Here is a 25,900-nt window from a genome sequence, read left to right as displayed (position 1 = left end):
TGTGAACAATCAGCAACTGCACAGTGCGTTATCCAGCACCTTGCGCAGTTCCAGTGGGTGGTCCACCACCACGTCGGCACCCCAGTTGCGCGGGTTGTCGTCCGGGTGGATGTAGCCAAAGGTGACCGCGGCGGTGCGCGTGCCAGCGTCGCGGCCGGATTCGATATCGCGCAGGTCATCGCCCACGAACAGCACGCTGGCCGGGTCCAGGTCGAGCATCTTGCACGCCAAAATCAGCGGCTCCGGGTCCGGCTTGCTGTTTTTCACATGGTCCGGGCAGATCAGCAGTGCCGAGCGCTCGGCCAGGCCCAGTTGCTGCATGATCGGCTCGGCAAAACGCAGCGGCTTGTTGGTGACCACGCCCCACACCAGCTTGGACTTCTCGATGTCTTCCAGCAGCTCGGCCATGCCGTCGAACAGTTTGCTGTGGATCGCGCAGCCTTTCAGGTAGCGCTCCAGAAACTCCTGGCGCAGTTCTTCAAAGCCCGGGGATTCGGGGTCCATCGAGAAGGTCACGGCGACCATCGCCCGTGCACCGCCGGAAATTTCATCGCGGATGTGCTGTGGGTTGATCGGCTCAAGGCCACGGTCGGTGCGCATGGCCTGGCAGATGGCGATGAAGTCCGGCGCGGTGTCCAGCAGGGTGCCATCCATGTCGAAGAGTACGGCTCGCAACTTCACAGGCTCACTCCTCGCGCAGGGTCTGGATCATGTAGTTGACGTCCACATCGTTGGCCAGCTTGTAGTGCTTGGTCAGCGGGTTGTAGGTCAGGCCGATGATGTCCTTGACGGTCAGGCCGGCCTGGCGGCTCCAGGCACCCAGCTCGGACGGGCGGATGAATTTCTTGAAGTCATGGGTGCCGCGCGGCAGCAGCTTCATGATGTATTCGGCGCCGATGATCGCGAACAGGTAGGCCTTGGGGTTGCGGTTGATGGTAGAGAAGAACACCTGGCCACCTGGTTTGACCATGCGGAAGCAGGCGCGGATCACCGAGGACGGGTCCGGTACGTGTTCGAGCATTTCCAGGCAGGTGACCACGTCGAACTGCTCGGGCATTTCTTCGGCCAGGGCTTCGGCGGTGATCTGGCGGTATTCGACGCTCACGCCGGATTCCAGCTGGTGCAACTGGGCCACGGCCAGCGGCGCTTCGCCCATGTCGATGCCCATCACGGTGGCGCCGCGCTGGGCCATGGCTTCGCTGAGGATGCCGCCGCCGCAACCGACGTCCAGTACCTTCTTGCCGGCCAGGTTGACGCGTTCGTCAATCCAGTTGACGCGCAGCGGGTTGATGTCGTGCAGCGGCTTGAACTCGCTCTCGCGGTCCCACCAGCGGTGGGCCAGGGCTTCGAATTTGGCGATTTCGGCGTGGTCGACGTTGCTCATGGTGAATCCTCTAAACCTGATAAATCGTTTGGTCAGTCCTGAACCCGTGGGTTCAAAACCTTCGTTATTCGCTGTGCCCGCTGATGCGTTGGCCCCAGGCGATGGCCGTGGCGGTCAACTGTTGTTCATCCATGCGGGTCAATTGCCGGTCGTCGAGCAACTGCTTGCCGGCGACCCAAAGGTGTTTCACGCAATCGCGTCCGGTGGCATATATAAGCTGTGAGACCGGATCGTAGATCGGTTGTTGCGCCAGCCCCGACAGGTCGAAGGCGACGATGTCAGCGGCCTTGCCCACTTCCAGTGAGCCGATCTCGCTCTCCAGGCCCATGGCCCGGGCGCCGTTGAGGGTGGCCATGCGCAGGGCGCGATGGGCATCCAGGGCGGTGGCCGAGCCGGCGACGGCTTTGGCCAGCATTGCGGCAGTACGGGTTTCGCCCAGCAAGTCCAGGTCATTGTTGCTGGCTGCGCCGTCGGTGCCGATGGCCACATTGACGCCAGCCTGCCACAGACGCTCCACCGGGCAAAAGCCGCTGGCCAGTTTCAGGTTCGATTCCGGGCAATGGATGATGCTGGTGTTGCTTTCTACCAGCAAAGCCAGGTCGTCCTCGCTGATTTGGGTCATGTGAACGGCCTGGAAGCGGGGGCCGAGCAGGCCGAGCCGACCCAGGCGCGCCAGTGGGCGCTCGCCGGTCTGTTCGACAGCTTGCTGCACTTCGAAGGCGGTTTCGTGAACGTGCATATGGATCGACGCGTCCAGCTCTTCGGCCATGACCCGGATCTTTTCCAGGTTTTCATCGCACACGGTGTACGGGGCATGGGGGCCGAACACGATTTTGATGCGCGGGTGATGCTTGAGGTCGCCGTACAGCTCGACACCCTGGCGAATGGCCTCATCGGCGGTGCTGGCGCCCGGGATCGGGAAATCGAGGATCGGGAATGCGATCTGGGCGCGGATGCCACTGTTGTGCACGCAGTCGCTGGCAACCTTGGGGTAGAAGTACATGTCGGAGAAGCAGGTGATGCCACCTTTGAGTTGCTCGGCGATGGCCAGGTCGGTGCCGTCGCGTACGAAGGCTTCATCGACCCATTTGGCCTCGGCGGGCCAAATGTGCTTTTCCAGCCAGATCATCAGCGGCAGGTCGTCGGCCAGGCCGCGAAACAGGCTCATCGCCGCGTGGCCATGGGCGTTGACCAGGCCGGGGCTGAGCAGCATGCCCGGTAGTTCGCGGACCTCGTTGGCCGCAAGCTTCAAGGCGGCGGCCCGTGGCCCGATGAAGGCAATGCGCCCATCCCGGATGCCCAGGGCATGCTCCTTGAGCACCACGCCGGCAGGTTCGACGGGCACCAGCCAGGTCGGCAGCAATACCAAGTCAAGCGGGGCGGCAGTGGCGGTCATCGCGGGCTTCTTCCCAGGCAGCTATAAAAGAAGGGCGAAGTATACCCGAGCGTCCCCGCTGGCGGATCGCTATAATCGGCGGCTTTGTTCATGAGTGCGGGGTAAGGGATGCGCGATCGACTGTTGGCAGCGGAGAAGGTGAAGGCCATCGATTGGCGTGATGGCGCACTGCACCTGCTCGATCAGCGTGCCTTGCCGGCCGTTGAGCGCTGGGTGACCTGCACCTCGGCCGACGAGGTGGCTGCGGCCATTCGCGCGATGGTGGTGCGCGGTGCGCCGGCCATCGGCATCAGCGCCGCCTATGGCCTGGTGCTCGCTGCGCGTGCGCGGATCGCCGAGGGCGGCGACTGGCAGGCGGCCTGGGAAGAAGACTACGCACTGTTGGCTGATGCCCGACCGACCGCGTCGAACCTGTTCTGGGCATTGAAGCGCATGCGCGACCGCCTGGATCGCGTTAAAAAGCACGCCGACCCGCTGGCAGTGCTGGAAGCCGAGGCCATTGCGATCCATGAAAGTGATCGGGAAGCCAACCTGACCATGGCCCAACTGGGCGTCGAGCTGATCCGCAAGCACCAGGGCAATGCCCAGGCGATCCTCACCCACGGCAACGCCGGTGCCCTGGCGACGGGTGGTGTGGGTACGGCGCTCGGGGTGATTCGTGCGGCTTACCTGGAAGGTATGGTCGAGCAGGTGTATGTCAACGAGACCCGGCCGTGGCTGCAAGGCTCGCGGCTGACGGCCTGGGAGCTGACGGGCGAGGGCATCCCGGTGACGGTGAATGCCGATTCGGCCGGTGCGCATATCCTCAAGACCAAAGGCGTGACCTGGGTGATTGTCGGCGCCGACTGCATAGCGGCCAATGGTGACGTGATCAGCAAGATCGGCACCTACCAGCTGGCGGTGTGCGCCATGCACCACGGCGTGCGTTTTATGGTGGTGGCGCCGAGTTCCACGCTGGACCTGATGATGGCTACTGGCGATGACGTTGCGCTGGAGGAGCGGGGTTCGGGGGAGTTGCTGGACATTGTCGGGCAGCGATTGGACGTGGAGGCCTTCAATCCGGTGTTTGATGTAACGCCGGCTGACTTGATTGACGTGATCGTGACGGAAAAGGGCATTGTCGAGCGGCCGGATACGGCGAAGTTGGCGAAGTTGATGTGCCGTAAGCGGTTGCATTGAGGGGTGTGGCGCCTGTGGAGTCGCCATCGCAGGCAAGCCAGCTCCCACACGAAATGTGTTCACAGAACAACCTGTAGGAGCTGGCTTGCCAGCGATTGACCGCCAGCGTCAACAAAACCTTTGGATCCAGCCCCAAAAAATACCGCGAATTCGCCTCTGAGCCCCTCTCGTCCCCCTCAAGCCTGTCATCCGTCAACTAACTATGCTCCATGCGCATCAGGGGGATAGGTGCGTGGCGGCGATTGTGATAACATCCGGCGGTTTCCAGGGTTGCCCCGAGGGGCTGCCTATAACGTGCAGATCCGTGTCATAACTCGTTGATTTGTCGTAAGTCGTTGTCAGGCACTTGCCGGCAGCGGCGAGCTTCGTTCGTCCCATATGGATGTGACGAGGTTTCACCCGAAAAAGGAATCAGGCTTCTCATGGGCGAACTGGCCAAAGAAATCCTCCCGGTCAATATCGAAGACGAGCTGAAACAGTCCTACCTCGACTACGCGATGAGCGTAATTGTCGGTCGGGCACTGCCTGATGCGCGCGATGGCTTGAAGCCCGTGCACCGGCGTGTGCTGTTCGCGATGAGCGAGCTGGGTAACGACTGGAACAAGCCGTACAAGAAATCTGCCCGTGTTGTCGGTGACGTGATCGGTAAGTATCACCCTCACGGCGACACTGCGGTGTACGACACCATCGTTCGGATGGCCCAGCCGTTTTCCCTGCGCTATCTGCTGGTAGACGGCCAGGGCAACTTCGGTTCGGTCGACGGCGACAACGCCGCGGCCATGCGATACACCGAAGTGCGCATGACCAAGCTGGCGCACGAGCTGCTGGCCGACCTGCACAAAGAAACCGTGGACTGGGTGCCGAACTACGACGGCACCGAAATGATCCCGGCCGTCATGCCGACCAAGATTCCCAACCTGCTGGTCAACGGCTCCAGCGGTATCGCCGTGGGCATGGCCACCAACATCCCGCCACACAACCTCGGTGAAGTCATCGACGGTTGCCTGGCCCTCATCGACAATCCTGAGCTGACCGTCGATGAGCTGATGCAATACATCCCGGGCCCGGACTTCCCGACCGCTGCGATCATCAACGGTCGTGCCGGCATCATCGAAGCCTACCGCACCGGTCGCGGTCGCATTTACATGCGCGCCCGCTCGATCATCGAAGACATCGACAAGGTCGGTGGCCGCCAGCAGATCGTCATCACCGAACTCCCTTACCAGCTGAACAAGGCGCGCCTGATCGAGAAGATCGCCGAGCTGGTTAAAGAGAAGAAGCTCGAAGGCATCACCGAACTGCGCGACGAGTCTGACAAAGACGGTATGCGCGTGGTGATCGAGCTGCGTCGTGGCGAAGTGCCTGAGGTGATCCTCAACAACCTCTACGCCCAGACCCAGCTGCAAAGCGTGTTTGGTATCAACGTGGTTGCCCTGATCGACGGCCGCCCGCGCATCCTTAACCTCAAGGATCTGCTCGAAGCCTTCGTGCGTCACCGTCGCGAAGTGGTCACCCGCCGTACCGTGTTCGAACTGCGCAAGGCCCGCGAACGCGGCCATATCCTGGAAGGCCAGGCAGTTGCGCTGTCGAACATCGACCCGGTGATTGCGCTGATCAAGGCCTCGCCAACGCCGTCGGAAGCCAAGGAAGCGCTGATCAGCACCCCTTGGGAATCCAGTGCCGTGGTGGCCATGGTTGAACGTGCCGGCGCCGATTCGTGCCGTCCAGAGACCCTGGACCCGCAATACGGCCTGCGTGAAGGCAAGTACTTCCTGTCGCCAGAGCAGGCCCAGGCCATCCTGGAGCTGCGCCTGCACCGCCTGACCGGCCTGGAGCACGAGAAGCTGCTGGCCGAGTACCAGGAGATCCTCAACCAGATCGGCGAGTTGATCCGCATCCTCAGCAGCGCCGTGCGCCTGATGGAAGTGATCCGCGAAGAACTGGAAGTGATCCGTGCCGAATACGGCGACGTGCGCCGCACCGAAATCCTCGATGCGCGCCTCGACCTGACCCTGGGTGACATGATCCCGGAAGAAGAGCGTGTGGTGACCATCTCCCACGGTGGCTACGCCAAGACCCAGCCGCTGGCTGCGTACCAGGCCCAGCGTCGTGGTGGTAAAGGCAAGTCGGCTACCGGCGTCAAGGATGAGGACTACATCGCTCACCTGCTGGTCGCCAACAGCCACACCACGCTGCTGCTGTTCTCCAGCAAGGGCAAGGTGTACTGGCTGAAAACCTACGAAATCCCGGAAGCCTCCCGTGCCGCCCGTGGTCGCCCACTGGTCAACCTGCTGCCGCTGGACAGTGATGAGTACATCACCACCATGCTGCCGGTCGAGGAATACACCGAAGGTCACTTCATCTTCATGGCCACCGCCAAAGGCACCGTGAAGAAGACCCCGCTGGAATCCTTCAGCCGTCAACGCAGCGTGGGCCTGATCGCCCTGGAGCTGGACGAAGGCGACGTGCTGATCTCGGCTGCCATCACCGATGGCGAGCGTGAGGTCATGCTGTTCTCCGACGGTGGCAAGGTGACGCGCTTCAAGGAATCCGACGTTCGCGCCATGGGCCGTACCGCCCGCGGTGTGCGCGGCATGCGCCTGCCAGAAGGGCAGAAGCTGATTTCGATGCTGATCCCGGAAGAAGGCAGCCAGATCCTCACCGCCTCGGCGCGTGGCTACGGCAAGCGCACCGCTATCAGCGAGTTCCCAGAGTACAAGCGTGGCGGTCAGGGCGTGATCGCCATGGTCAGCAACGATCGCAACGGCCGTCTGGTCGGCGCGGTCCAGGTGCTCGATGGCGAGGAGATCATGCTGATTTCCGACCAGGGCACCCTGGTTCGTACCCGTGTGGCTGAAGTGTCGAGCCTGGGCCGTAACACCCAGGGCGTAACGCTGATCAAGCTGGCCAGCGACGAGACGCTGGTAGGCCTGGAGCGTGTCCAGGAACCATCGGAAGTCGAAGGTGAGGAGCTGGAAGGCGAAGAAGGTGCGGTATTCGATGGCGAGGTGATCGCAGCAGGCGATGACAACGTCGACGAGCCAACCCTCGATGCTGCCGCAGACGAAGAAGAACCGCAGGAATAAGCGGACACACAGGGGGCGGATGAAGATTCGCCCCCTTGTTGTTTGTCCCCTTTGAAACATGTGGGAGCTGGCTTGCCTGCGATGGCATCACCGGGGTATCACTGAAATACCGAGGTGCCTGCATCGCAGGCAAGCCAGCTCCCACAACGGTCCGCTCCAATAAGAGCGTGTTGCCGAACATGATTGCAGCCCCACCAGATCAGAGTGAGATTGGATGTGAGCAAGAGAGCCTATAACTTCTGTGCCGGTCCCGCGGCGCTTCCTGAAGCAGTCCTGCAGCGTGCGCAGGGTGAACTCCTCGACTGGCATGGAAAAGGCCTCTCCGTGATGGAAATGAGCCATCGCAGCGATGAGTTTGTATCAATCGCCACCAAGGCTGAGCAGGATCTGCGCGACTTGCTGGACATCCCATCAAACTACAAAGTGCTGTTCCTGCAAGGCGGCGCCAGCCAGCAGTTCGCCCAGATCCCGCTGAACCTGCTGCCGGAAGACGGCACTGCCGACTACATCGACACCGGTATCTGGGGCCAGAAGGCCATTGAAGAGGCCTCCCGCTACGGCAATGTCAACGTGGCGGGCACTGCCAAGCCTTACGATTACTTCGCGATTCCAGGCCAGAACGAGTGGAAGCTGTCCAAGGACGCGGCCTACGTGCACTACGTCGCCAACGAAACCATCGGCGGCCTGGAGTTCGACTGGGTGCCGGAAGTCGGCGACGTTCCGTTGGTGTGCGACATGTCTTCGGACATTCTCTCGCGCCCGATCGACGTGTCGAAGTACGGCATGATCTACGCTGGCGCGCAGAAGAACATTGGCCCGAGCGGCATCCTGGTCAATATCATCCGTGAAGACCTGCTGGGGCGCGCCCGCTCGCTGTGCCCGACCATGCTCAACTACAAGGTCGCGGCCGATAACGGCTCGATGTACAACACTCCGCCGGCCTTCGCCTGGTACCTGTCCGGCCTGGTGTTCGAGTGGCTGAAAGAGCAGGGTGGTGTCGCCGCCATGGGCAAGCTGAACGAAGAGAAGAAGCGCGTCCTGTACGACTTCATCGACGCCAGCGGCCTGTACAGTAACCCGATCAACCTGACTGACCGCTCGTGGATGAACGTGCCGTTCCGTCTGGCTGACGACCGCCTGGACAAGCCGTTCCTGGCAGGTGCCGATGCGCGTGGTCTGTTGAACCTCAAGGGTCACCGTTCGGTCGGTGGCATGCGCGCCTCCATCTACAACGCCGTCGACATCCACGCGATCAATGCGCTGGTTGCCTACATGGCAGAGTTCGAAAAGGAACACGGCTAATGTCTGAGCAAGAACTCAAGGCCCTGCGCGTACGCATTGACAGCCTGGACGAGAAAGTCCTGGAACTGATCAGTGAGCGCGCGCGGTGTGCCCAGGAAGTGGCGCGGGTCAAGATGGCGTCCCTGGCGGAAGGCGAAGTGCCGGTGTTCTACCGTCCCGAGCGTGAAGCCCAGGTGCTCAAGCGTGTGATGGAGCGCAACAAGGGTCCGCTGGGTAACGAAGAGATGGCGCGGTTGTTCCGCGAGATCATGTCCTCGTGCCTGGCCCTGGAGCAGCCGCTGAAAGTGGCTTACCTCGGTCCGGAAGGCACCTTCACCCAAGCCGCCGCGATGAAGCATTTCGGTCACGCCGTGATCAGCAAGCCGATGGCGGCGATTGACGAAGTGTTCCGTGAAGTCGCAGCCGGTGCGGTGAACTTTGGCGTGGTGCCGGTGGAGAACTCCACCGAAGGCGCGGTGAACCACACCCTCGACAGCTTCCTTGAGCACGACATGGTTATCTGCGGTGAGGTTGAGCTGCGTATTCACCACCACCTGCTGGTGGGCGAGAACACCAAGACCGACAGCATCAGTCGTATCTACTCCCACGCCCAGTCCCTGGCCCAGTGCCGCAAGTGGCTGGATGCGCATTACCCGAATGTCGAGCGCGTGGCAGTGTCCAGCAACGCCGAGGCAGCCAAGCGGGTCAAGGGTGAGTGGAATTCGGCGGCGATCGCCGGAGATATGGCGGCAGGCCTGTACGGCCTGACGCGTCTGGCCGAAAAGATCGAGGACCGCCCGGACAACTCCACGCGCTTCCTGATGATCGGCAGCCAGGAAGTGCCGCCGACTGGCGACGACAAGACGTCCATCATCGTCTCTATGAGCAACAAGCCCGGCGCGCTGCATGAGCTGCTGGTGCCGTTCCACGATAACGGGATTGACCTGACGCGCATCGAGACTCGTCCTTCGCGCAGCGGTAAATGGACTTACGTGTTCTTTATCGACTTCATCGGCCATCACCGCGACCCACTGGTCAAGGGTGTGCTGGAGAAAATCAGTCAGGAAGCCGTGGCACTCAAGGTGCTGGGCTCTTACCCGAAAGCGGTTTTGTGAGGCTTTAACATGAGTGGCAACTTCCTCGCCCTGGCTCAGCCGGGCGTGCAACAACTGTCGCCTTACGTCCCGGGCAAACCTGTGGACGAGTTGGCGCGTGAGTTGAACCTGGATCCGGCGAATATCGTCAAGCTGGCCAGTAACGAAAACCCGCTGGGCCCTAGCCCCAAAGTGCTGGCGGCGGTCCGTGAAGAGCTGGCCGAGCTGACCCGTTATCCGGATGGCAATGGCTTTGCGCTCAAGACCCTGCTGGCTGAAAAGTGCCGGGTCGAGCTGAACCAGGTCACCCTGGGCAATGGCTCCAACGACATTCTTGAGCTGGTCGGCCGTGCTTACCTGGCGCCGGGCTTGAATGCGGTGTTCAGCGAGCATGCGTTTGCGGTCTATCCGATCGTGACCCAGGCCGTGGGTGCCGACGCAAAGGTAGTTCCAGCCAAAGAGTGGGGGCATGACCTGCCGGCCATGCTGGCGGCGATCGATGCGCAAACCCGTGTGGTGTTCATTGCCAACCCGAACAACCCGACTGGTACCTGGTTCGACGCCCAGGCGTTGGACGACTTCCTGCAGGACGTACCTGAGCAGGTGCTGGTGGTGCTGGACGAGGCCTACATCGAGTACGCCGAAGGCAGCGACCTGCCGGACGGCCTGGACTTCCTGGCGGCCTACCCGAACCTGCTGGTGTCGCGCACGTTTTCCAAGGCATACGGCCTGGCGTCGCTGCGGGTGGGCTACGGCCTGTCCACGGCCGTGGTTGCCGATGTGCTGAACCGCGTGCGCCAGCCGTTCAACGTCAACAGCCTCGCCCTGGCGGCGGCCTGTGCGGCGGTGAAGGATGCCGAGTACCTGGAAGAGGGTCGTCGCATCAACGAAACCGGCATGCTGCAGTTGCAGGACGGCTTCCGCGAGCTGGGCCTGGGCTGGATTCCGTCCAAGGGCAACTTCATCTGCGTCGACCTCGGCCAAGTGGCGGCTCCGGTATTCCAGGGTTTGCTGCGTGAAGGCGTGATCGTGCGTCCGACCGCCAACTACGGCATGCCGAACCACCTGCGTATCACCATCGGTCTGCCGGCGGAAAACGCCCGCTTCCTGGAGGCGCTGGCCAAGGTTCTGGCTCGTGGTTGATGTCACTGCATTGCAACCTGCTGTGCCTATGATCGGTCGCCTGGTGGTGGTCGGCCTGGGGTTGATCGGCGGCTCCTTCGCCAAGGGCCTGCGTGAAAGCGGCCTGTGCCGCGAAGTGGTCGGTGTGGACCTGGACCCGCAATCGCGCAAGCTGGCGGTTGAGTTGGGCGTGGTGGATCGCTGTGAGGCAGACCTGGCGCTCGCGTGCCAGGGCGCTGATGTGATCCAGCTCGCCGTGCCGATCCTGGCCATGGAGAAGTTGCTGGCGTTGTTGGCTGGCATGGACCTCGGCCAGGCGATCCTCACGGATGTCGGGAGTGCCAAGGGCAATGTGGTGCGCGCCGCGCAGCTGGCCTTTGGCGGCATGCCGGCGCGTTTCGTGCCGGGGCATCCGATTGCCGGTTCCGAGCAGAGCGGGGTGGAGGCGTCGAATGCGCAGCTGTTCCGCCGCCATAAAGTGATCCTGACACCGTTGGAGCAGACCGACCCTGCCGCATTGGCGGTGGTGGATCGCCTGTGGCGCGAGTTGGGCGCGGATGTGGAGCACATGCAGGTCGAGCGTCACGACGAAGTGCTGGCGGCGACCAGTCATCTGCCGCACCTGCTGGCGTTTGGCTTGGTGGACTCGTTGGCCAAGCGCAACGAAAACCTGGAGATTTTCCGTTACGCCGCCGGTGGCTTCCGCGATTTCACGCGCATTGCTGGCAGCGATCCGGTGATGTGGCATGACATCTTCCTTGCTAACCGTGAGGCGGTGTTGCGCACCCTGGACACCTTCCGCAGTGACCTCGACGCCTTGCGCGACGCGGTTGATGCCGGGGATGGCCACCAATTATTGGGCGTGTTCACCCGTGCGCGGGTGGCGCGTGAGCATTTCAGCAAGATCCTGGCGCGCCGGGCCTACATGGAAACCGCTGTGAACGCCGATGAATTGACCTTCCTCGCCGAACCGGGTGGCCGCTTGAGCGGGCGCATCCGGGTGCCGGGCGACAAGTCGATCTCCCATCGGTCGATCATGCTGGGGTCCTTGGCTGAGGGGGTGACCGAGGTCGAAGGTTTCCTGGAGGGCGAAGATGCCCTGGCGACCTTGCAGGCGTTTCGCGACATGGGCGTGGTGATTGAAGGGCCACACCATGGTCGCGTGACTATTCATGGCGTGGGCTTGCATGGGCTGAAGGCGGCGCCGGGGCCGATTTATCTCGGTAACTCCGGTACGTCCATGCGTCTGCTGTCCGGCTTGTTGGCAGCGCAGCGCTTCGACAGCGTGCTGACCGGTGATGCTTCCTTGTCCAAGCGCCCGATGAGTCGCGTGGCCAAGCCATTGCGGGAAATGGGCGCGGTGATCGAAACCGGGCCGGAAGGGCGCCCGCCGCTGACCATTCGGGGCGGTCAGGTGTTGAAGGGCCTGAATTATGTGTTGCCGATGGCCAGTGCGCAGGTCAAATCCTGCGTGTTGCTGGCGGGGCTGTACGCTGAGGGCAAGACGTCAGTGACGGAGCCGGCGCCGACCCGTGACCATACCGAGCGTATGTTGCGTGGCTTTGGTTATCCGGTGGCGGTGGATGGCGCTACTGCGTCCGTAGAGTCCGGCCACGCGCTGACCGCTACCCATATTGAAGTGCCAGGGGATATTTCTTCCTCGGCGTTTTTCCTGGTGGCGGCTTCGATTGCCGAGGGCTCCGAGCTGTTGCTGGAGCATGTCGGCATCAACCCGACGCGTACCGGGGTGATCGACATCCTGCGGTTGATGGGGGCGGATATCACCTTGGAAAACCCGCGCGAAGTGGGCGGTGAGCCGGTGGCTGATCTGCGTGTGCGTGCCGCGGCGTTGAAGGGGATCGAGATCCCCGAAGCGCTGGTGCCGCTGGCGATCGATGAATTCCCGGTGCTGTTTGTGGCGGCGGCCTGTGCCGAAGGGCGTACCGTGCTGCGCGGTGCCGAGGAGTTGCGCGTCAAGGAGTCCGATCGCATCCAGGTGATGGCCGACGGTCTGCTGGCGCTGGGGGTCAAGTGTGAACCGACCCCCGATGGGATTATCATTGACGGTGGCCTGATGGGTGGTGGTGAAGTCCATGCCCATGGCGATCACCGGATTGCCATGGCGTTCAGCGTGGCTTCCCTGCGGGCGGCGGCGCCGATTCGTATCCGTGACTGCGCCAATGTTGCTACGTCTTTTCCGAACTTTCTTACACTGTGTGCCCACGTTGGCATCCGTGTTGCCCAAGAGGCTCAATTGTGAATATCAAAGCACCGGTGATTACCATCGACGGGCCAAGCGGCTCGGGCAAAGGCACGATCGCCGGCATCCTGGCCAAGCGCCTGGGCTGGTGCCTGCTGGATTCCGGCGCACTGTATCGCCTGCTGGCGTTTGCTGCGCGCAACCATGGCGTCGACCTGACCAATGAAGAATCCCTGAAGCTGCTGGCGGCGCACCTTGATGTGCAGTTCGTCGGCGCGACGGAAGGTCATCCGCAGCGCATCATCCTGGAAGGGGATGACGTGACCGATGACCTGCGTAACGAACAAGTTGGCTCCTGGGCTTCCCAGGTTGCCGCGCTGCCGGCGGTGCGCGATGCGCTGCTGCAGCGTCAGCGGGCGTTCCAGGAGCCGCCGGGCCTGGTGGCTGATGGGCGTGATATGGGAACCGTGGTGTTTCCGGAGGCGCCGCTGAAGATTTTCCTGACTGCTAGCGCCGAGGAGCGGGCTCGCCGCCGCTACTTGCAGTTGAAGGGCAAAGTCGATGGTGTTAGTCTGTCGAGTCTGCTAGATGAGATCCGTGCACGCGATGAGCGTGATACCCAGCGCGCAGTAGCCCCGCTCAAGCCGGCGGCTGATGCTATACAGCTGGATTCCACGGAGCTGTCCATCGAGCAGGTGCTGGAACGCATCTTGAGCGAAATCGCCATTCGCGATATCGCCGGGTGATCAAGAAGGCCGCAGGGGACCAGTCATAGTCCTGCGGTGGCTTCTTTTAACTGAAACTGACCCACACCGTCTGGGGTGTGGAGATGGGCGTATTCTTCGCCCTTATCAACAGGAATTAAAATGAGCGAAAGCTTTGCGGAACTCTTTGAAGAAAGCCTAAAAACCCTGAACCTTCAGGCAGGCTCCATCATCACCGGTGTTATCGTTGATATCGATTACCAAGCTCGCTGGGTAACCGTTCACGCTGGTCTGAAGTCTGAAGCTCTGATCCCGCTGGAACAGTTCTACAACGATGCTGGTGACCTGACTATCAATGTCGGTGACGAAGTTCACGTTGCTCTGGACTCGGTTGAAGACGGTTTCGGTGAAACCAAGCTGTCCCGTGAAAAAGCCAAGCGCGCTGAATGCTGGATTGTTCTCGAAGCAGCCTTCGCAGCTGAAGAAGTGGTCAAGGGCGTTATCAACGGTAAGGTTAAAGGCGGCTTCACTGTCGACGTTAACGGCATCCGTGCGTTCCTGCCAGGTTCTTTGGTCGACGTTCGTCCTGTGCGCGACACCACGCACCTGGAAGGCAAAGAACTCGAATTCAAGGTCATCAAACTCGACCAGAAACGCAACAACGTTGTCGTTTCCCGTCGCAGCGTCCTGGAAGCAGAGAACTCCGCCGAGCGTGAAGCTCTGCTGGAATCCCTGCAGGAAGGCCAACAAGTCAAAGGTATCGTCAAAAACCTCACCGACTACGGCGCATTCGTCGATCTGGGTGGCGTGGATGGCCTGCTGCACATTACCGACATGGCTTGGAAGCGTATCAAGCATCCTTCCGAAATCGTCAACGTTGGCGACGAGATCGATGTCAAGGTTCTGAAATACGATCGCGAGCGCAACCGTGTTTCCCTGGGTCTGAAGCAACTGGGTGAAGATCCATGGGTTGCTATCAAAGCCCGTTACCCAGAAAGCACTCGCGTAACTGCACGTGTTACCAACCTGACCGACTACGGCTGCTTCGCTGAGCTGGAAGAAGGTGTTGAAGGTCTGGTACACGTTTCCGAAATGGACTGGACCAACAAGAACATCCACCCTTCGAAAGTCGTACAAGTCGGCGACGAAGTGGAAGTTATGGTTCTGGACATCGACGAAGAGCGTCGTCGTATCTCCCTGGGCATCAAGCAGTGCAAATCTAACCCATGGGAAGATTTCTCTGGCCAGTTCAACAAGGGCGATAAAATCTCCGGCACCATCAAGTCGATCACCGATTTCGGTATCTTCATTGGTCTGGACGGCGGCATCGACGGCCTGGTTCACCTGTCCGACATCTCCTGGAACGAAGTGGGCGAAGAAGCTGTTCGTCGTTTCAAGAAGGGCGACGAGCTGGACACCGTTATCCTGTCGGTTGACCCAGAGCGCGAGCGCATCTCCCTGGGTATCAAGCAACTGGAAAGCGATCCGTTCTCCGAGTACGTTCAAGAGAACGACAAAGGCGCAATCGTTAAGGGCACTGTGAAAGAAGTTGACGCTAAAGGCGCCATCATCACTCTGGCCGACGATATCGAAGCGACTCTGAAAGCCTCCGAAATCAGCCGTGACCGCGTTGAAGACGCGCGCAACGTTCTGAAAGAAGGCCAGGAAGTAGAAGCCAAGATCATCAGCGTTGATCGTAAGAGCCGCGTAATCCAGCTCTCCATCAAGTCGAAAGACGAAGTGGAAGAGAAAGAAGCTATCCAGAGCCTGAAATCGGCACCGGAAGCTGCACAAGGCGAGACCACCATGGCCTCCCTGCTGCGCGAAGCAATGGCTAAGCAGAACTAAGTTCTGTAAAGCTATAGAAAAAGGGCGACTTCGGTCGCCCTTTTTTGTGCCTGAAATTTGTTGAATCACCGCCCGAGAACCTTGGGCTATCGAGCGGGGTCAGATCTAATTATAGTCTTTGAAGAAATCGCTCTTGTGTCGCTGATTCAATAAGGATCTGAATGAATAGGCTTACAGTTGTATTCGCCATGATGTTGCTTGCAGGGTGCTCCGCTACCAGCGCCAAGACTCACGCCAGGCACGGTGTCAGTGGCATTGAGATCGACTGCTCGGGTCTCGGTTCCAATTGGGACAAGTGCGAGAAGCGCGCTGCCCGTGAGTGTAAGCAGCAGGGCTACAAGGTCATCACCAGGTCCAGTGATGCCAAGGACGATGAGGGTGATTACCTGTTTGGCTGGAATCCTGCGGGTGCGGTGACCCGGACGATGCTGGTGATGTGTAATTGAGTATGGAAGGCGCGTTTTATCGGTATGAATTGATCATGCAGATAAGTTGGTGGGTGGGCTGTTCAAATTCATCAAGTCATGCTAAAACCTTCGAAGCGCTTTTCCTAGCTGCTTGAAAAAGAAGGGAAAAATATGACGAAGTCGGAGTTGATCGAACGAATTGTCACCCATCAAGGGCTGCTCTCATCCAAAGATGTGGAGCTGGCTATCAAGACCATGCTTGAGCAAATGTCCCAGTGCCTGGCCACCGGCGATCGCATCGAGATTCGCGGTTTTGGCAGCTTTTCTCTACACTACCGCGCCCCCCGCGTAGGACGTAATCCGAAGACCGGCCAGTCCGTCAGCCTGGACGGCAAATTTGTACCACATTTCAAGCCGGGCAAGGAGCTAAGGGATCGGGTGAATGAAGAGGAAGAGTAGGGGGGGCAAGGTATCAGCCACCTTTAGCGCTGGTTTCAAATAGCTCTCGGATATTTTTCGATCCGATGCAGTGGGTTAACGAGCCCCATCTGTTTGGCGAATTTAAGGGCCTTGGGCCCTGCAATTTCCATCTTCCCTGTTTTCGAGCGCCAGAACGCTAAAGATAAAACCTCAATACTAGTATAATGAAGTGTTGTTATTTTCGCGGCTGGACTATTTTATTTTAAGGCCTGTTAGGGCTTTTTTTGTTTTTAGTGAGAATGGTTTTCACCCTTTGTGCTGCATCTGCGGGGTGAAGGCATGAAGGTAATGGCTTTATAAAAATCGCAGAGGCGATTTTTACGACAACGGATTAATGGATATACACATGCTAAAACTGGATGACATCAAACTGGCTGTAATAGGCCTTGGTTACGTGGGGTTGCCACTGGCTGTTGAATTTGGCAAGCAGCGTCCGGCGATCGGATTTGACATCAACCAGGCAAGGATTGATGCGTTGAAGGCTGGGCATGACGCCACACTGGAAGTCTGTACTGCGGAGCTGAAAGAGGCTGGTTTGTTGTCGTTCAGCTCGGATCAGGAAGATCTAGTGGCTTGTAATACCTATATCGTCACTGTGCCGACGCCAATCGATAGTTACAAGCAGCCGGACCTGACGCCTCTGATCAAGGCTTCGGAAATGCTCGGTAAAGTGTTAAAGAAAGGCGATATTGTTATCTATGAGTCTACAGTTTATCCCGGCGCCACCGAGGAAGTCTGTGTTCCTGTGTTGGAGAGAGTTTCAGGTTTGAAATTTAACAGGGATTTTTATGCTGGCTATAGCCCGGAGCGGATTAATCCAGGTGATAAAGTTCACCGGCTGACAACTATCAAGAAGGTGACTGCCGGTTCGACTGCGGAAGTCGCCGAGTTGGTTGACGAGCTTTATAATCAAGTTGTGATCGCGGGGACGCACAAGGCTTCCAGTATAAAAGTGGCTGAAGCGGCCAAGGTGATCGAAAATACTCAGCGTGACTTGAATATTGCTCTGATCAACGAGCTGGCAATTATCTTCAATAAGATGGGGATTGATACCGAGGCGGTCTTGGAGGCGGCAGGAACGAAGTGGAACTTTCTACCATTCAGGCCAGGGTTGGTTGGCGGGCACTGCATTGGTGTCGACCCTTATTATCTGACGCACAAGGCGCAATCGATCGGATATCACCCGGAAATTATATTGGCCGGACGCAGGTTGAATGACGGAATGGGGGCGTACGTTGTCTCGCAGATGGTCAAGGCCATGCTCAAGAAGCAGATTCAGGTAGACGGTGCGCGTATTCTACTGATGGGTCTTGCGTTCAAGGAGAATTGCCCTGATCTGCGAAATACCCGCATCGTCGATATTGTTAGTGAGCTGGCTGAATACAATATCGCCGTTGACGTGTACGACCCTTGGGTGAGCAAGGAAGAGGCTGGGGAAGAGTACGGCATTCGTCCTATAGCCGCTCCCGACGAGTCTGCATACGATGGTATAATATTGGCGGTAGCACATGAAGAATTCCGTCAAGCGGGCGTAGCAAAAATACGCAGTTACGGCAAGACAAAGCACGTACTTTATGACCTGAAGTATCTATTGAAGGCCGAAGAGTCTGATTTGCGTCTATAGAACACTCGGTTAAGATAATTACTAGGGTAGGTGCAGAATGAATGAATATAAGAAGATTCTTTCGAAAATTTCGACGTCCCCCAAAAAATGGTTGGTGACAGGCGTTGCCGGTTTTATTGGCTCGAATCTTCTGGAAGCACTGCTATTGGCCGAGCAGTGGGTGGTTGGAATAGACAATTTTTCTACGGGGCACAAGAAAAACCTTGAAGAAGTGCAAGGTCTTGTCAGTGTCGAACAATGGGCACGCTTTACCTTTGTCGAAGGTGATATAAGGTCTCTGGAAGACTGCAACTCAGCTTGTCAGGGGGTTGACTACGTCTTGCATCAAGCAGCCTTGGGCTCTGTTCCGCGCTCGATTAATGACCCGATTAACACCAATAGCACCAATATTGATGGTTTTCTCAACATGTTGGTTGCTGCCAAAGATGCAGGGGTGAAAAGCTTCACCTATGCAGCCAGTAGCTCCACTTACGGCGATCACCCTGGGTTGCCTAAGGTTGAGTCTATCATCGGCAAGCCTCTTTCTCCCTATGCTGTGACAAAGTATGTAAACGAACTCTATGCTGATGTATTTTCTCGCTGCTACGGTTTCAATACTGTAGGACTTCGCTATTTTAATGTTTTCGGTAAGCGCCAGGATCCCAATGGTGCTTATGCAGCGGTTATCCCGAAGTGGATTTCTTCGATGATATCCGGTGAGGATATCTATGTTAACGGCGATGGTGAAACCAGTCGGGATTTTTGTTTCATCGAGAATACTGTCCAAGCCAACTTGCTCGCGGCGACGAGTACAAGCGCTGAGTCCTTGAACCAGATATATAATGTTGCTGTGGGCGACCGTACGACATTGAACCAATTGTTTGCGTTGCTGGCTGCAGAACTCTCCAAGAATGGTGTTGTTCGTCAGCGTAGTCCGGTGTATCGAGACTTCAGGGCAGGCGATGTCAAGCACTCACAAGCTGACATTGGGAAAGTCAAGGCGCTGTTGGGGTATGCCCCCGAGTACAGCGTGGAACAAGGTATTGCTGTGGCCATGCCTTGGTACGTTAACGCCTTGGCGCAAGGTGTGAAATGAATAGCTTAGAGTGGGTCAGCTTTCCACCACTAGGTGATGATCGTGGGTCTTTGGTTGCGATAGAGGCCGAGAAGACCGTTCCCTTTGAGATTAAAAGGGTCTATTACATCTTCGGTACACAAGAAGGTGTCGCTCGAGGTTTTCATGCGCACCGTAATCTTAAGCAAGTAGCGGTGTGCGTAATAGGCCATTGTGAAATGATTCTGGACAACGGCTCTGTCCGAAGTATGGCTAGGCTGGACTCGCCGACCAAAGGGCTGGTCATTGGGGACTTGGTTTGGCGAGAAATGCACAATTTCAGCGAAGATTGTGTATTGCTGGTTTTGGCCAGTGAACATTACGACGAGAGTGATTACATAAGGGATTATTCCGAGTTTTTGGCCGCCGTAGCGGATAGCCAGCCGTCGGTCTGATGTAAATGCCTGAGTCAATTTAGTAACTAAGATGTTTCATAAGTATCAAGTGAATGTGAGTGACTTTACAATGATTGAGTTTTTGAATCTTAAATCTGCCAATGCATCGATGCGTGACGAGCTGATTGGCGCGTGCACAAGGGTTGTAGACTCTGGTTGGTATATAGCGGGTCAAGAGCTGAATCAATTTGAGGCTTCATTCGCCGAATACTGTGGCGCAAAGCATTGTGTTGGGGTGGCCAATGGCCTCGATGCGCTGGTTTTGACACTGCGTGCCTGGAAGTTGATGGGTAAACTGCAGGACGGTGACGAAGTTATTGTGCCGGCAAATACCTATATTGCCAGTATTCTCGCAATTACAGAAAACAACCTGGTGCCCGTACTGGTTGAACCCGATGAGCAGACGTTCAATCTATCGCCTGAACGCACGCGTGCTGCTTTGACTTCTCGAACCCGCGTTATCCTTGCTGTCCATTTGTACGGGCAGCTTGCATGCATGCCTGAGTTGATGGACATTGCCAAATCCCACAAATTGCTTGTACTGGAGGACGCAGCGCAAGCACACGGCGCTAGCTCAAATGGGAAGAAAGCTGGTTGCTGGGGCGATGCGGCAGGGTTCAGTTTCTACCCAGGAAAAAATTTGGGCGCATTGGGCGATGCCGGCGCTGTTGTGACCAGCAGTGATGAGTTAGCGAATGCGCTCCAGGCACTTAGAAATTATGGCTCGCATCAGCGTTACCATAACATGTACCAAGGCGTTAATAGTCGTCTTGACGAAATTCAAGCGGCCATGCTGAGTGTCAAACTCAAGTATCTGGATGTACAAACCGCGCACCGGCGGGAAATTGCCCAGTTCTACATGGATCATATCGAGAATCCGACTATCGCGTTGCCGTTGCGGCCAGTTGTGGACGTACGGAATATGAAGTCTCATGTCTGGCATCTTTTTGTGGTGCGCAGTGAACAGCGAGAGGCACTCCAATCACATTTACTGAAGCACGACATACAGTCGTTGATTCACTATCCTATTCCACCGCATAAGCAAGCAGCCTATCAACACCTGAATGGACTATCCTTGGATATAACGGAAAATATCCATCGAACAGTCCTGAGCCTACCGATCGGGCCGACTCTGAGCATCGCGGAGGCAACGCAGGTTGTCGAGGCGTGCAACAGTTTCAACGGCGTTAGCGCATAATGACTTTTGTAAGAACCAGTTTGCTCAATGCTGTCGCGGTTGTAATTAAAATGCTGACCTTGCTAGGGATAAATAAAATATTGGCCGTGTATGTCGGTCCTGCAGGGTATGCGGCATTAGGGCAGTTTCAAAATTTGGTTCAGATGATCACCACCTTTGCCGGTGGTTCAATGAATACGGGTGTCACAAAGTACACGGCGGAATACGCAGGAGATAGCGATCGGCAGCACAGGATATGGGCCACAGCAGGCATTGTCTCTTTAGTTGGGGCTTGCATTGCAGCCTTACTGATCGCTCTATTTGCCAGACCTCTGGCGCGTTACTTTTTGAGCATTGAAACCCATTACACGGTCTTTTATTGGCTTTCCTGCGGTTTGATTTTCTTTGTTCTAAATTCATTGTTGTTGGCGATACTGAATGGTAAGAAAGAAGTGGCGGCCTACGTGACTGCCAATATTATTGGCAGTCTGCTGAGCTTTGTAGTTGTCGTTGTTTTATCCGTTTATTTTGGGCTGTACGGTGCGTTGGTGTCACTTTCGGTCTACCAGTCTATCGCCTGTGTCGCAACGGCTTATATCTGCTCGCGTAAATCCTGGTTCAGCTTTCGATTGCTGGTCGGTGCAATTGATCAGCAGGCGTTATTTAAGCTATTGAAGTTTTCGCTTATGGTCGGAGTATCGGCTGCGTGTGTACCCTTGTCGAGTATGCTGGTTCGCGATTATTTGATCGGCGCCTACGGTATTGATTTTGCCGGCTATTGGGAAGCGTTGACTAGGCTTAGCGGTGCCTACCTGATGCTGGTAACTACGACCTTAAGTTTGTATTTTCTTCCTAGATACTCGGAAATCAAATCGATCACAAAGCTTAGGCTTGAAGTTGTGAAAGCGCTGTGCATGATTGTTCCCGTTGCACTATTGGGAAGTGCCAGTGTTTATCTGCTAAGGGAGTGGTTGATAAAACTGCTATTTTCCAGTGATTTTTTACCGATTGAAGGTTTGGTCGCTTGGCAAGTGGTTGGCGATACATTGAAGATAACGAGTTGGGTGTTGGGTTTTTTGTTGTGGGCGAGGGCATTGGTCATTCCTTTTATCGTTACTGAAGTTATGTTTTCATTTGGTTTTTTCTTTGCGACAAAGTTTTTTTCGGCCTATTACGGCAGCGATGGAGTAGTCATAGCTTACGCGGCTAACTATTTTTGTTATTTGATAGCGCTAGCCCTGTTTTTCTTTTTGTGGTTTCGAAAGCATAAAATTCTAGAAGCAGGCGAGGGGCACAAGGAATGTTGAAGGTAAGTATTATAGTGCCGTCGTATAATCACTCGAGTTTCGTCTGTGCAACAATTGAGTCGATAATGAATCAAACGGCAGCGCGTAGCAGTTATGAATTGATAGTGGTTGATGATTGTTCTCCGGATGACAGTGTTCAGAAAATCAGATGTCTTCAAGAGAAATATGATTTTGTATTTATTGAAAGTAAAGTAAATACTGGTGTAAATGGTGCTATCGAACGCGCCTTGGAAGTGTGCAGGGGTGCATATATATCGCTGATTGGTTCGGACGACGTGTTGCTGCCTAATAAAATAGCAGCTCAAGTGAGCTTCTTGCATGAAAATGATGTTGATTGTGTTTATTCGTTGGGAGAAATAATCAACGAACAAGGTAATGTTTTTACAAGGCAAAACCTATCTGAATTCGAGCGTGCTTTAAAATCCGGTCAAGGGTACACATTTTGTGCCGTCGATGACACCTCTGCACCTTTGCTACAGTCTGCGATGATGAAAGCAGATTTAATGCGAGAGGTTTCGGGGTTGAGAAGGAAGTTTAAATCAGATGACTGGGTTGTACTGCTGTATTTTCTAAAAAGTTATAAAGTCGGATTTCAGAACTTGGCAACCTTTCAATATCGACTTCATTCTGGAAATACCCATTCGGACTGTTGGAAAACTCTTCCAATGAGGCTTGAAGTTCCCTGTATGTTTTTTTCGGCAGAAGAGTCAGGTTTACGTAACAAGTCTATATCTAATATATTTTTTTCGCACTCGGCAAGCCTGTTTAGAGGGCGTAAGTATTTGACTGGTTTGCGCTTTTTGCTGGCCGGCCTTTGCTTTGGTATTCCTTTTAAAAAGCTGGTTCGGTTGATGAGCAAGAGGCTTGTAGGATGAGTGTGCTATCAGTTTCTATTATTATTCTTACCTATAATCACGAGTCATTTATTTTGGAGGCGTTGCAGTCGGTTGCACTCCAGGAATATCCTGGCGTTCAACTGGTTATCGGTGATGATGCGTCAAGCGACCGAACGTGTGATGTGATTGATCAGTTCGAGCAACAATCCGCAATGAATATCGATAAGATTTATTTCGATGCGAATGTTGGTATTACCAGGAATTTTAATGCGTGCCTGGAACGTTGTCAGGGAGATGTGATTTTTGTGCTGGGTGGTGACGACGTTTTCTGCCCTGGAAAGATCGCGGCGCAAGTGCAGCATCTTGAAGACAATCCAAACGTCACAATTTCGTATCATGATGTTGAGGTATTTGACTCTGACTCAAATCGAGTCATGTATCTCTATAATGACATGCATGGTAAGCACGAAGGTGGAGCGGCAGAGCTGGTCCGACGTGGGGCATTTGGTTGTGGTTGTTCGGTAGCGATCCGAAATAAAAAACTGCCAGCCTGCGATGAACGCATAAAATTTGCGTCAGACTGGCTTTGGTATATTGAAGTTTTGATGCTTTCTGGTGGTGAGATTAAGTACCTTGAAGGTGTCTACGCGCGTTATCGCAGGCACGCCAATAATATTACGGGGGGTAGTCATTTGCGGCAGCAGTATGCAGAAGTTATGCAGACGCTGGATATCGTTGCTGAGAAGTATCCCTCGCTCAAGGCGGTCGCTAGTAAATCTGTTTCCGAACGAAACATAGCATTCTCTATGAAGTTTTTTATTGCTGGTGAGTATTGGCGAGGATTGTCGTTGTTCAAAAAGGCTATGTCTACGAACAGTCTTGCGCCCCTGTTTTTTTTACGTATTAGGATTAGGCGCATATTGAGGTTGTTTCAGTAGTTAGTGGTTGAGGTGCTTGTTGTTGATTTGTTTTGTAGTTGATGCTGGCAATGTGAGCTGTCGGGGGTGTAGATGGATGTCAAAAAAGCTAAGAAGATAGTGGGTGCCGTTGTTTCGTTATTCTTACTGGCAGGGCTTATGTTTTACTTGAGCCCTGCGGATATTCTGTCCCACGCACAACAGTTTCCTCCTGCCTTATTAGTGTTGGTCTTTGCCCTTATGGTTGGGAACGTGGTCGTAGTGACCTTCAGGTTCTGGCGTATTTTATCTCATTTTGATCATCCGCTGTCCTGGCTGTTGGTGTTTAAAGCCAGTGCGGCTGCCAATATTGCATCTTTATTAGTGATTCCTTTATTTGGACAAATGGCCGGTCGTCAGGCAGTTTTACAATCTGCGGGTGTATCGGCGGTTGAAAACGCGGTCATTGCAGCCTATGAGCGGACAGTCGTCGCGGTAATCAGCGCTGCGTTTGCCATGTTGGGTGCTTTGTATTTACTCGAAGGGGTGGTTAGCAAGTATCTAGATGAGTTACCGGTTGTCGAGATTTTCTCAGTACTGCTGTTCGCGTTGGTTTTAAGCTTGGCGTTGGGCATCGGTAGGTTTGAAGTTAAAATTGGCAGTAGTTTACTCGCAAAAAGGAATGCCAAGCGACTGTTGGAGGTCGCGTTAATATCCTCCACAAGCAACATTTTGATGCTGACGTGTTTTGCCTGCCTTTTTTCTGTAGTAGCTCCAAATGTCAGCATGCTGCAGTTGTTTTCTGCTGCTGCCATTGTATCGTTTGCCGCAGGGTTGCCCGTTAGCTTTGGTGGTTGGGGGCTGCGCGAAATCGTTTCGGTTTCTGTCTTGGGGACATTCGCGGTGAGTGCCGAACAAGCCCTTGCAGCTTCTATACTATGTGGCCTCTTATCTATACTTTCGGTGATCAGCTTGGCGCCATTTGCCTTACGTAAAGGTAAGCATGCAATGGCCCAGCCAGTGAATGGGGGGGAGGTGGACATCCCTTTAGCTCAGCGTAAGCTTGGGGGGGCTTACCTAGAGCGCTCTGCGGCGTGGGTGCTTTGTTTCTGTGTATCATTGTTTATTTTTTTCCAGATAATAATAAAATACGGTGAAAGTGCTATCAGCGTGAACTTGGCTGACCCATTTGCGATACTTGCACTGTCGGTTGTTCTCTTGAATGCAGTCTTTAGTCGTTCAGCCCCACGCTGGCGATTTATTCGGGTCAACTCCTTATTGTTACTTGTCACACTTGTTATGTTCCTAGGTTATGCCCATGGTTTCTATAGTATTGGAACTAACGGTTGGGCGCTGGGTAAAGTCTTTGGCTGGTTTGTTTTGTTGGGTTTTGCGTCCGCTGGTTACCTCGCTGCCGCATACTATGGTTTGCCGGGGACTAGGCGAATAGTTGAAACCATGGTTGCAGTTATCTGTGTGATCATCATCCTGCAGATTGCACTTAGGATTCTTCATCTGTACGGAGTCATTCATTGGTCCGGCTTTACCTACTCAATTGATGGATACGTCGGTAATAGGAATGCACTGGCATTTCAGATCATCTGTGTTGCTGCAGCGTTTATTAGCTTGTCTCCGCTTTATCAGGGGAGATACTTGCGGGCGTTTCCGTCCATCAAGTGCAGTGTTTTTGCTGTTGTGGCGCTGACGATAATGACAGTCGGAATTTTCTATACATCTTCGCGTTCTGGTATTGTCACTATTTTGATGCTCCTGTTGTTCGCTGGCGTCTTCAATGTGATGAAGCGCTCTCATTTAATGGCATCGTTTCTCGTTTCCTGTGTCCTCTATGCTTTCATAATTTACCTTCCTGCGGTGCTTGATTTTTTCAATGATCTAGTCACTTTCGTGTTTGGTTATGATTTGTCATTTCCGCATATACAAATTCAACCCGAATTTTCAATGTCTGAAAGTGACGCAGGTAGAGCCTCTATCAATAGTGCGGCAATAACCGCCTGGCTACAATCTCCTTGGTGGGGTAATGGCTTGGGCTACTTTTTTAACAAGAGCAGCCAGCTTGTCGGTTTTCCTGTGATTATTCACAACACTACGCTGTGGGTACTCACTGAGTTTGGCATTGCCGGATTGAGTTGTTTTGCCTTGATGTTTGTTTATCTGTTTATCAGTGCATTCTTTAAAAAGAAACGCAGTGTTAGAGATAATGCAATTATTTTATTGCTGTTAGGTTTTGCATTGATGAGTCTTTTTCATGAGGTTATGTATCAGCGAGTATTTTGGTTTTTGCTCGGTCTGATGCTCGCGTCGCAATTTGTCCGTGCGCCAATCAAGCTAAGTACAGCAGCTCTCGCGACTTCCCCTGCTCAAACGGATTAG

21 protein-coding genes are annotated in these 25,900 nt (G+C 55.3%); 18 read left to right on the top strand and 3 right to left on the bottom strand.

Translation table 11 applies throughout. From position 1 onward, the window contains the following. Positions 1 to 9: 9 nt before the first annotated feature. The 3 genes from mupP to AC07OV_RS02315 form a co-directional block, all read right to left on the bottom strand. Positions 10 to 681: an N-acetylmuramic acid 6-phosphate phosphatase MupP gene (gene mupP, locus AC07OV_RS02325; protein WP_138816150.1), complete on the bottom strand. Its 672-nt coding sequence runs from the start codon at positions 679 to 681 to the stop codon at positions 10 to 12. 4 nt (positions 682 to 685) lie between these two features. Continuing rightward, on the bottom strand, positions 686 to 1,384 hold the full coding sequence (gene ubiG, locus AC07OV_RS02320) for a bifunctional 2-polyprenyl-6-hydroxyphenol methylase/3-demethylubiquinol 3-O-methyltransferase UbiG (protein ID WP_003189760.1): 699 nt from the start codon (positions 1,382 to 1,384) through the stop codon (positions 686 to 688). A gap of 64 nt (positions 1,385 to 1,448) precedes the next feature. Continuing rightward, positions 1,449 to 2,780, bottom strand: coding sequence for a TRZ/ATZ family hydrolase (locus tag AC07OV_RS02315; RefSeq protein WP_495091419.1), 1,332 nt, complete (start codon positions 2,778 to 2,780; stop codon positions 1,449 to 1,451). Positions 2,781 to 2,888: 108 nt separating this feature from the next. Between AC07OV_RS02315 and mtnA the strand changes: the two genes are divergently transcribed. The 18 genes from mtnA to AC07OV_RS02225 all read left to right on the top strand — a co-directional run bounded on the left by mtnA (position 2,889) and on the right by AC07OV_RS02225 (position 25,900). Further along, the gene (gene mtnA, locus AC07OV_RS02310; RefSeq protein ID WP_494997859.1) at positions 2,889 to 3,959 is read left to right on the top strand and encodes an S-methyl-5-thioribose-1-phosphate isomerase; all 1,071 of its coding nucleotides are present in this window, start codon (positions 2,889 to 2,891) and stop codon (positions 3,957 to 3,959) included. Between the two features lie 422 nt (positions 3,960 to 4,381). Then, complete coding sequence (gyrA, locus tag AC07OV_RS02305) at positions 4,382 to 7,045, top strand: DNA gyrase subunit A (RefSeq protein WP_178919884.1); 2,664 nt, start codon at positions 4,382 to 4,384, stop codon at positions 7,043 to 7,045. A gap of 216 nt (positions 7,046 to 7,261) precedes the next feature. Next, on the top strand, positions 7,262 to 8,347 hold the full coding sequence (gene serC, locus AC07OV_RS02300) for a 3-phosphoserine/phosphohydroxythreonine transaminase (protein WP_495091418.1): 1,086 nt from the start codon (positions 7,262 to 7,264) through the stop codon (positions 8,345 to 8,347). Next, positions 8,347 to 9,441, top strand: a complete 1,095-nt coding sequence (gene pheA / locus AC07OV_RS02295; protein ID WP_003172650.1) for a prephenate dehydratase — start codon at positions 8,347 to 8,349, stop codon at positions 9,439 to 9,441. Before serC ends, pheA begins: the two co-directional genes overlap by 1 nt. Before the next feature lie 9 nt (positions 9,442 to 9,450). Next, positions 9,451 to 10,563, top strand: coding sequence for a histidinol-phosphate transaminase (hisC, locus tag AC07OV_RS02290; RefSeq protein ID WP_495091417.1), 1,113 nt, complete (start codon positions 9,451 to 9,453; stop codon positions 10,561 to 10,563). A gap of 28 nt (positions 10,564 to 10,591) precedes the next feature. Next, positions 10,592 to 12,802 carry a bifunctional prephenate dehydrogenase/3-phosphoshikimate 1-carboxyvinyltransferase gene (locus AC07OV_RS02285; protein WP_495091493.1) on the top strand — a complete coding sequence of 737 codons (2,211 nt, stop codon included), beginning with the start codon at positions 10,592 to 10,594 and terminating at the stop codon, positions 12,800 to 12,802. Then, positions 12,799 to 13,488, top strand: a complete 690-nt coding sequence (cmk, locus tag AC07OV_RS02280; protein WP_003172653.1) for a (d)CMP kinase — start codon at positions 12,799 to 12,801, stop codon at positions 13,486 to 13,488. Before AC07OV_RS02285 ends, cmk begins: the two co-directional genes overlap by 4 nt. Before the next feature lie 120 nt (positions 13,489 to 13,608). After that, the gene (gene rpsA, locus AC07OV_RS02275; protein ID WP_176998564.1) at positions 13,609 to 15,294 is read left to right on the top strand and encodes a 30S ribosomal protein S1; all 1,686 of its coding nucleotides are present in this window, start codon (positions 13,609 to 13,611) and stop codon (positions 15,292 to 15,294) included. Between the two features lie 161 nt (positions 15,295 to 15,455). After that, positions 15,456 to 15,740, top strand: coding sequence for a hypothetical protein (locus AC07OV_RS02270; protein WP_495091416.1), 285 nt, complete (start codon positions 15,456 to 15,458; stop codon positions 15,738 to 15,740). A 132-nt stretch (positions 15,741 to 15,872) separates the two neighbouring features. Then, positions 15,873 to 16,160, top strand: coding sequence for an integration host factor subunit beta (gene ihfB / locus AC07OV_RS02265; RefSeq protein WP_034102647.1), 288 nt, complete (start codon positions 15,873 to 15,875; stop codon positions 16,158 to 16,160). A 367-nt stretch (positions 16,161 to 16,527) separates the two neighbouring features. Next, positions 16,528 to 17,805, top strand: a complete 1,278-nt coding sequence (tviB, locus tag AC07OV_RS02260; protein WP_494997857.1) for a Vi polysaccharide biosynthesis UDP-N-acetylglucosamine C-6 dehydrogenase TviB — start codon at positions 16,528 to 16,530, stop codon at positions 17,803 to 17,805. Between the two features lie 37 nt (positions 17,806 to 17,842). Then, a complete protein-coding gene (locus tag AC07OV_RS02255) occupies positions 17,843 to 18,880 on the top strand; it encodes an NAD-dependent epimerase/dehydratase family protein (RefSeq protein ID WP_494997856.1) in 1,038 nt (345 codons plus the stop codon). Then, positions 18,877 to 19,293, top strand: a complete 417-nt coding sequence (locus AC07OV_RS02250; protein WP_494997855.1) for a sugar 3,4-ketoisomerase — start codon at positions 18,877 to 18,879, stop codon at positions 19,291 to 19,293. The genes AC07OV_RS02255 and AC07OV_RS02250 overlap by 4 nt, the downstream gene beginning before the upstream one ends. A gap of 70 nt (positions 19,294 to 19,363) precedes the next feature. After that, the gene (locus tag AC07OV_RS02245) at positions 19,364 to 20,491 is read left to right on the top strand and encodes a DegT/DnrJ/EryC1/StrS family aminotransferase (protein WP_495091492.1); all 1,128 of its coding nucleotides are present in this window, start codon (positions 19,364 to 19,366) and stop codon (positions 20,489 to 20,491) included. Further along, positions 20,491 to 21,777, top strand: a complete 1,287-nt coding sequence (locus AC07OV_RS02240) for an O-antigen translocase (RefSeq protein WP_495091415.1) — start codon at positions 20,491 to 20,493, stop codon at positions 21,775 to 21,777. Before AC07OV_RS02245 ends, AC07OV_RS02240 begins: the two co-directional genes overlap by 1 nt. Continuing rightward, positions 21,771 to 22,652: a glycosyltransferase family 2 protein gene (locus AC07OV_RS02235; RefSeq protein WP_494997852.1), complete on the top strand. Its 882-nt coding sequence runs from the start codon at positions 21,771 to 21,773 to the stop codon at positions 22,650 to 22,652. The genes AC07OV_RS02240 and AC07OV_RS02235 overlap by 7 nt, the downstream gene beginning before the upstream one ends. Further along, the gene (locus AC07OV_RS02230; protein WP_494997851.1) at positions 22,649 to 23,551 is read left to right on the top strand and encodes a glycosyltransferase; all 903 of its coding nucleotides are present in this window, start codon (positions 22,649 to 22,651) and stop codon (positions 23,549 to 23,551) included. Before AC07OV_RS02235 ends, AC07OV_RS02230 begins: the two co-directional genes overlap by 4 nt. A 72-nt stretch (positions 23,552 to 23,623) precedes the next feature. Continuing rightward, on the top strand, positions 23,624 to 25,900 hold the full coding sequence (locus tag AC07OV_RS02225) for an O-antigen ligase family protein (protein WP_495091414.1): 2,277 nt from the start codon (positions 23,624 to 23,626) through the stop codon (positions 25,898 to 25,900).

The sequence above is a fragment of the Pseudomonas sp. GW821-FHT09A09 genome (assembly GCF_059418405.1).
This window is presented reverse-complemented; position numbering and strand designations above follow the sequence as displayed.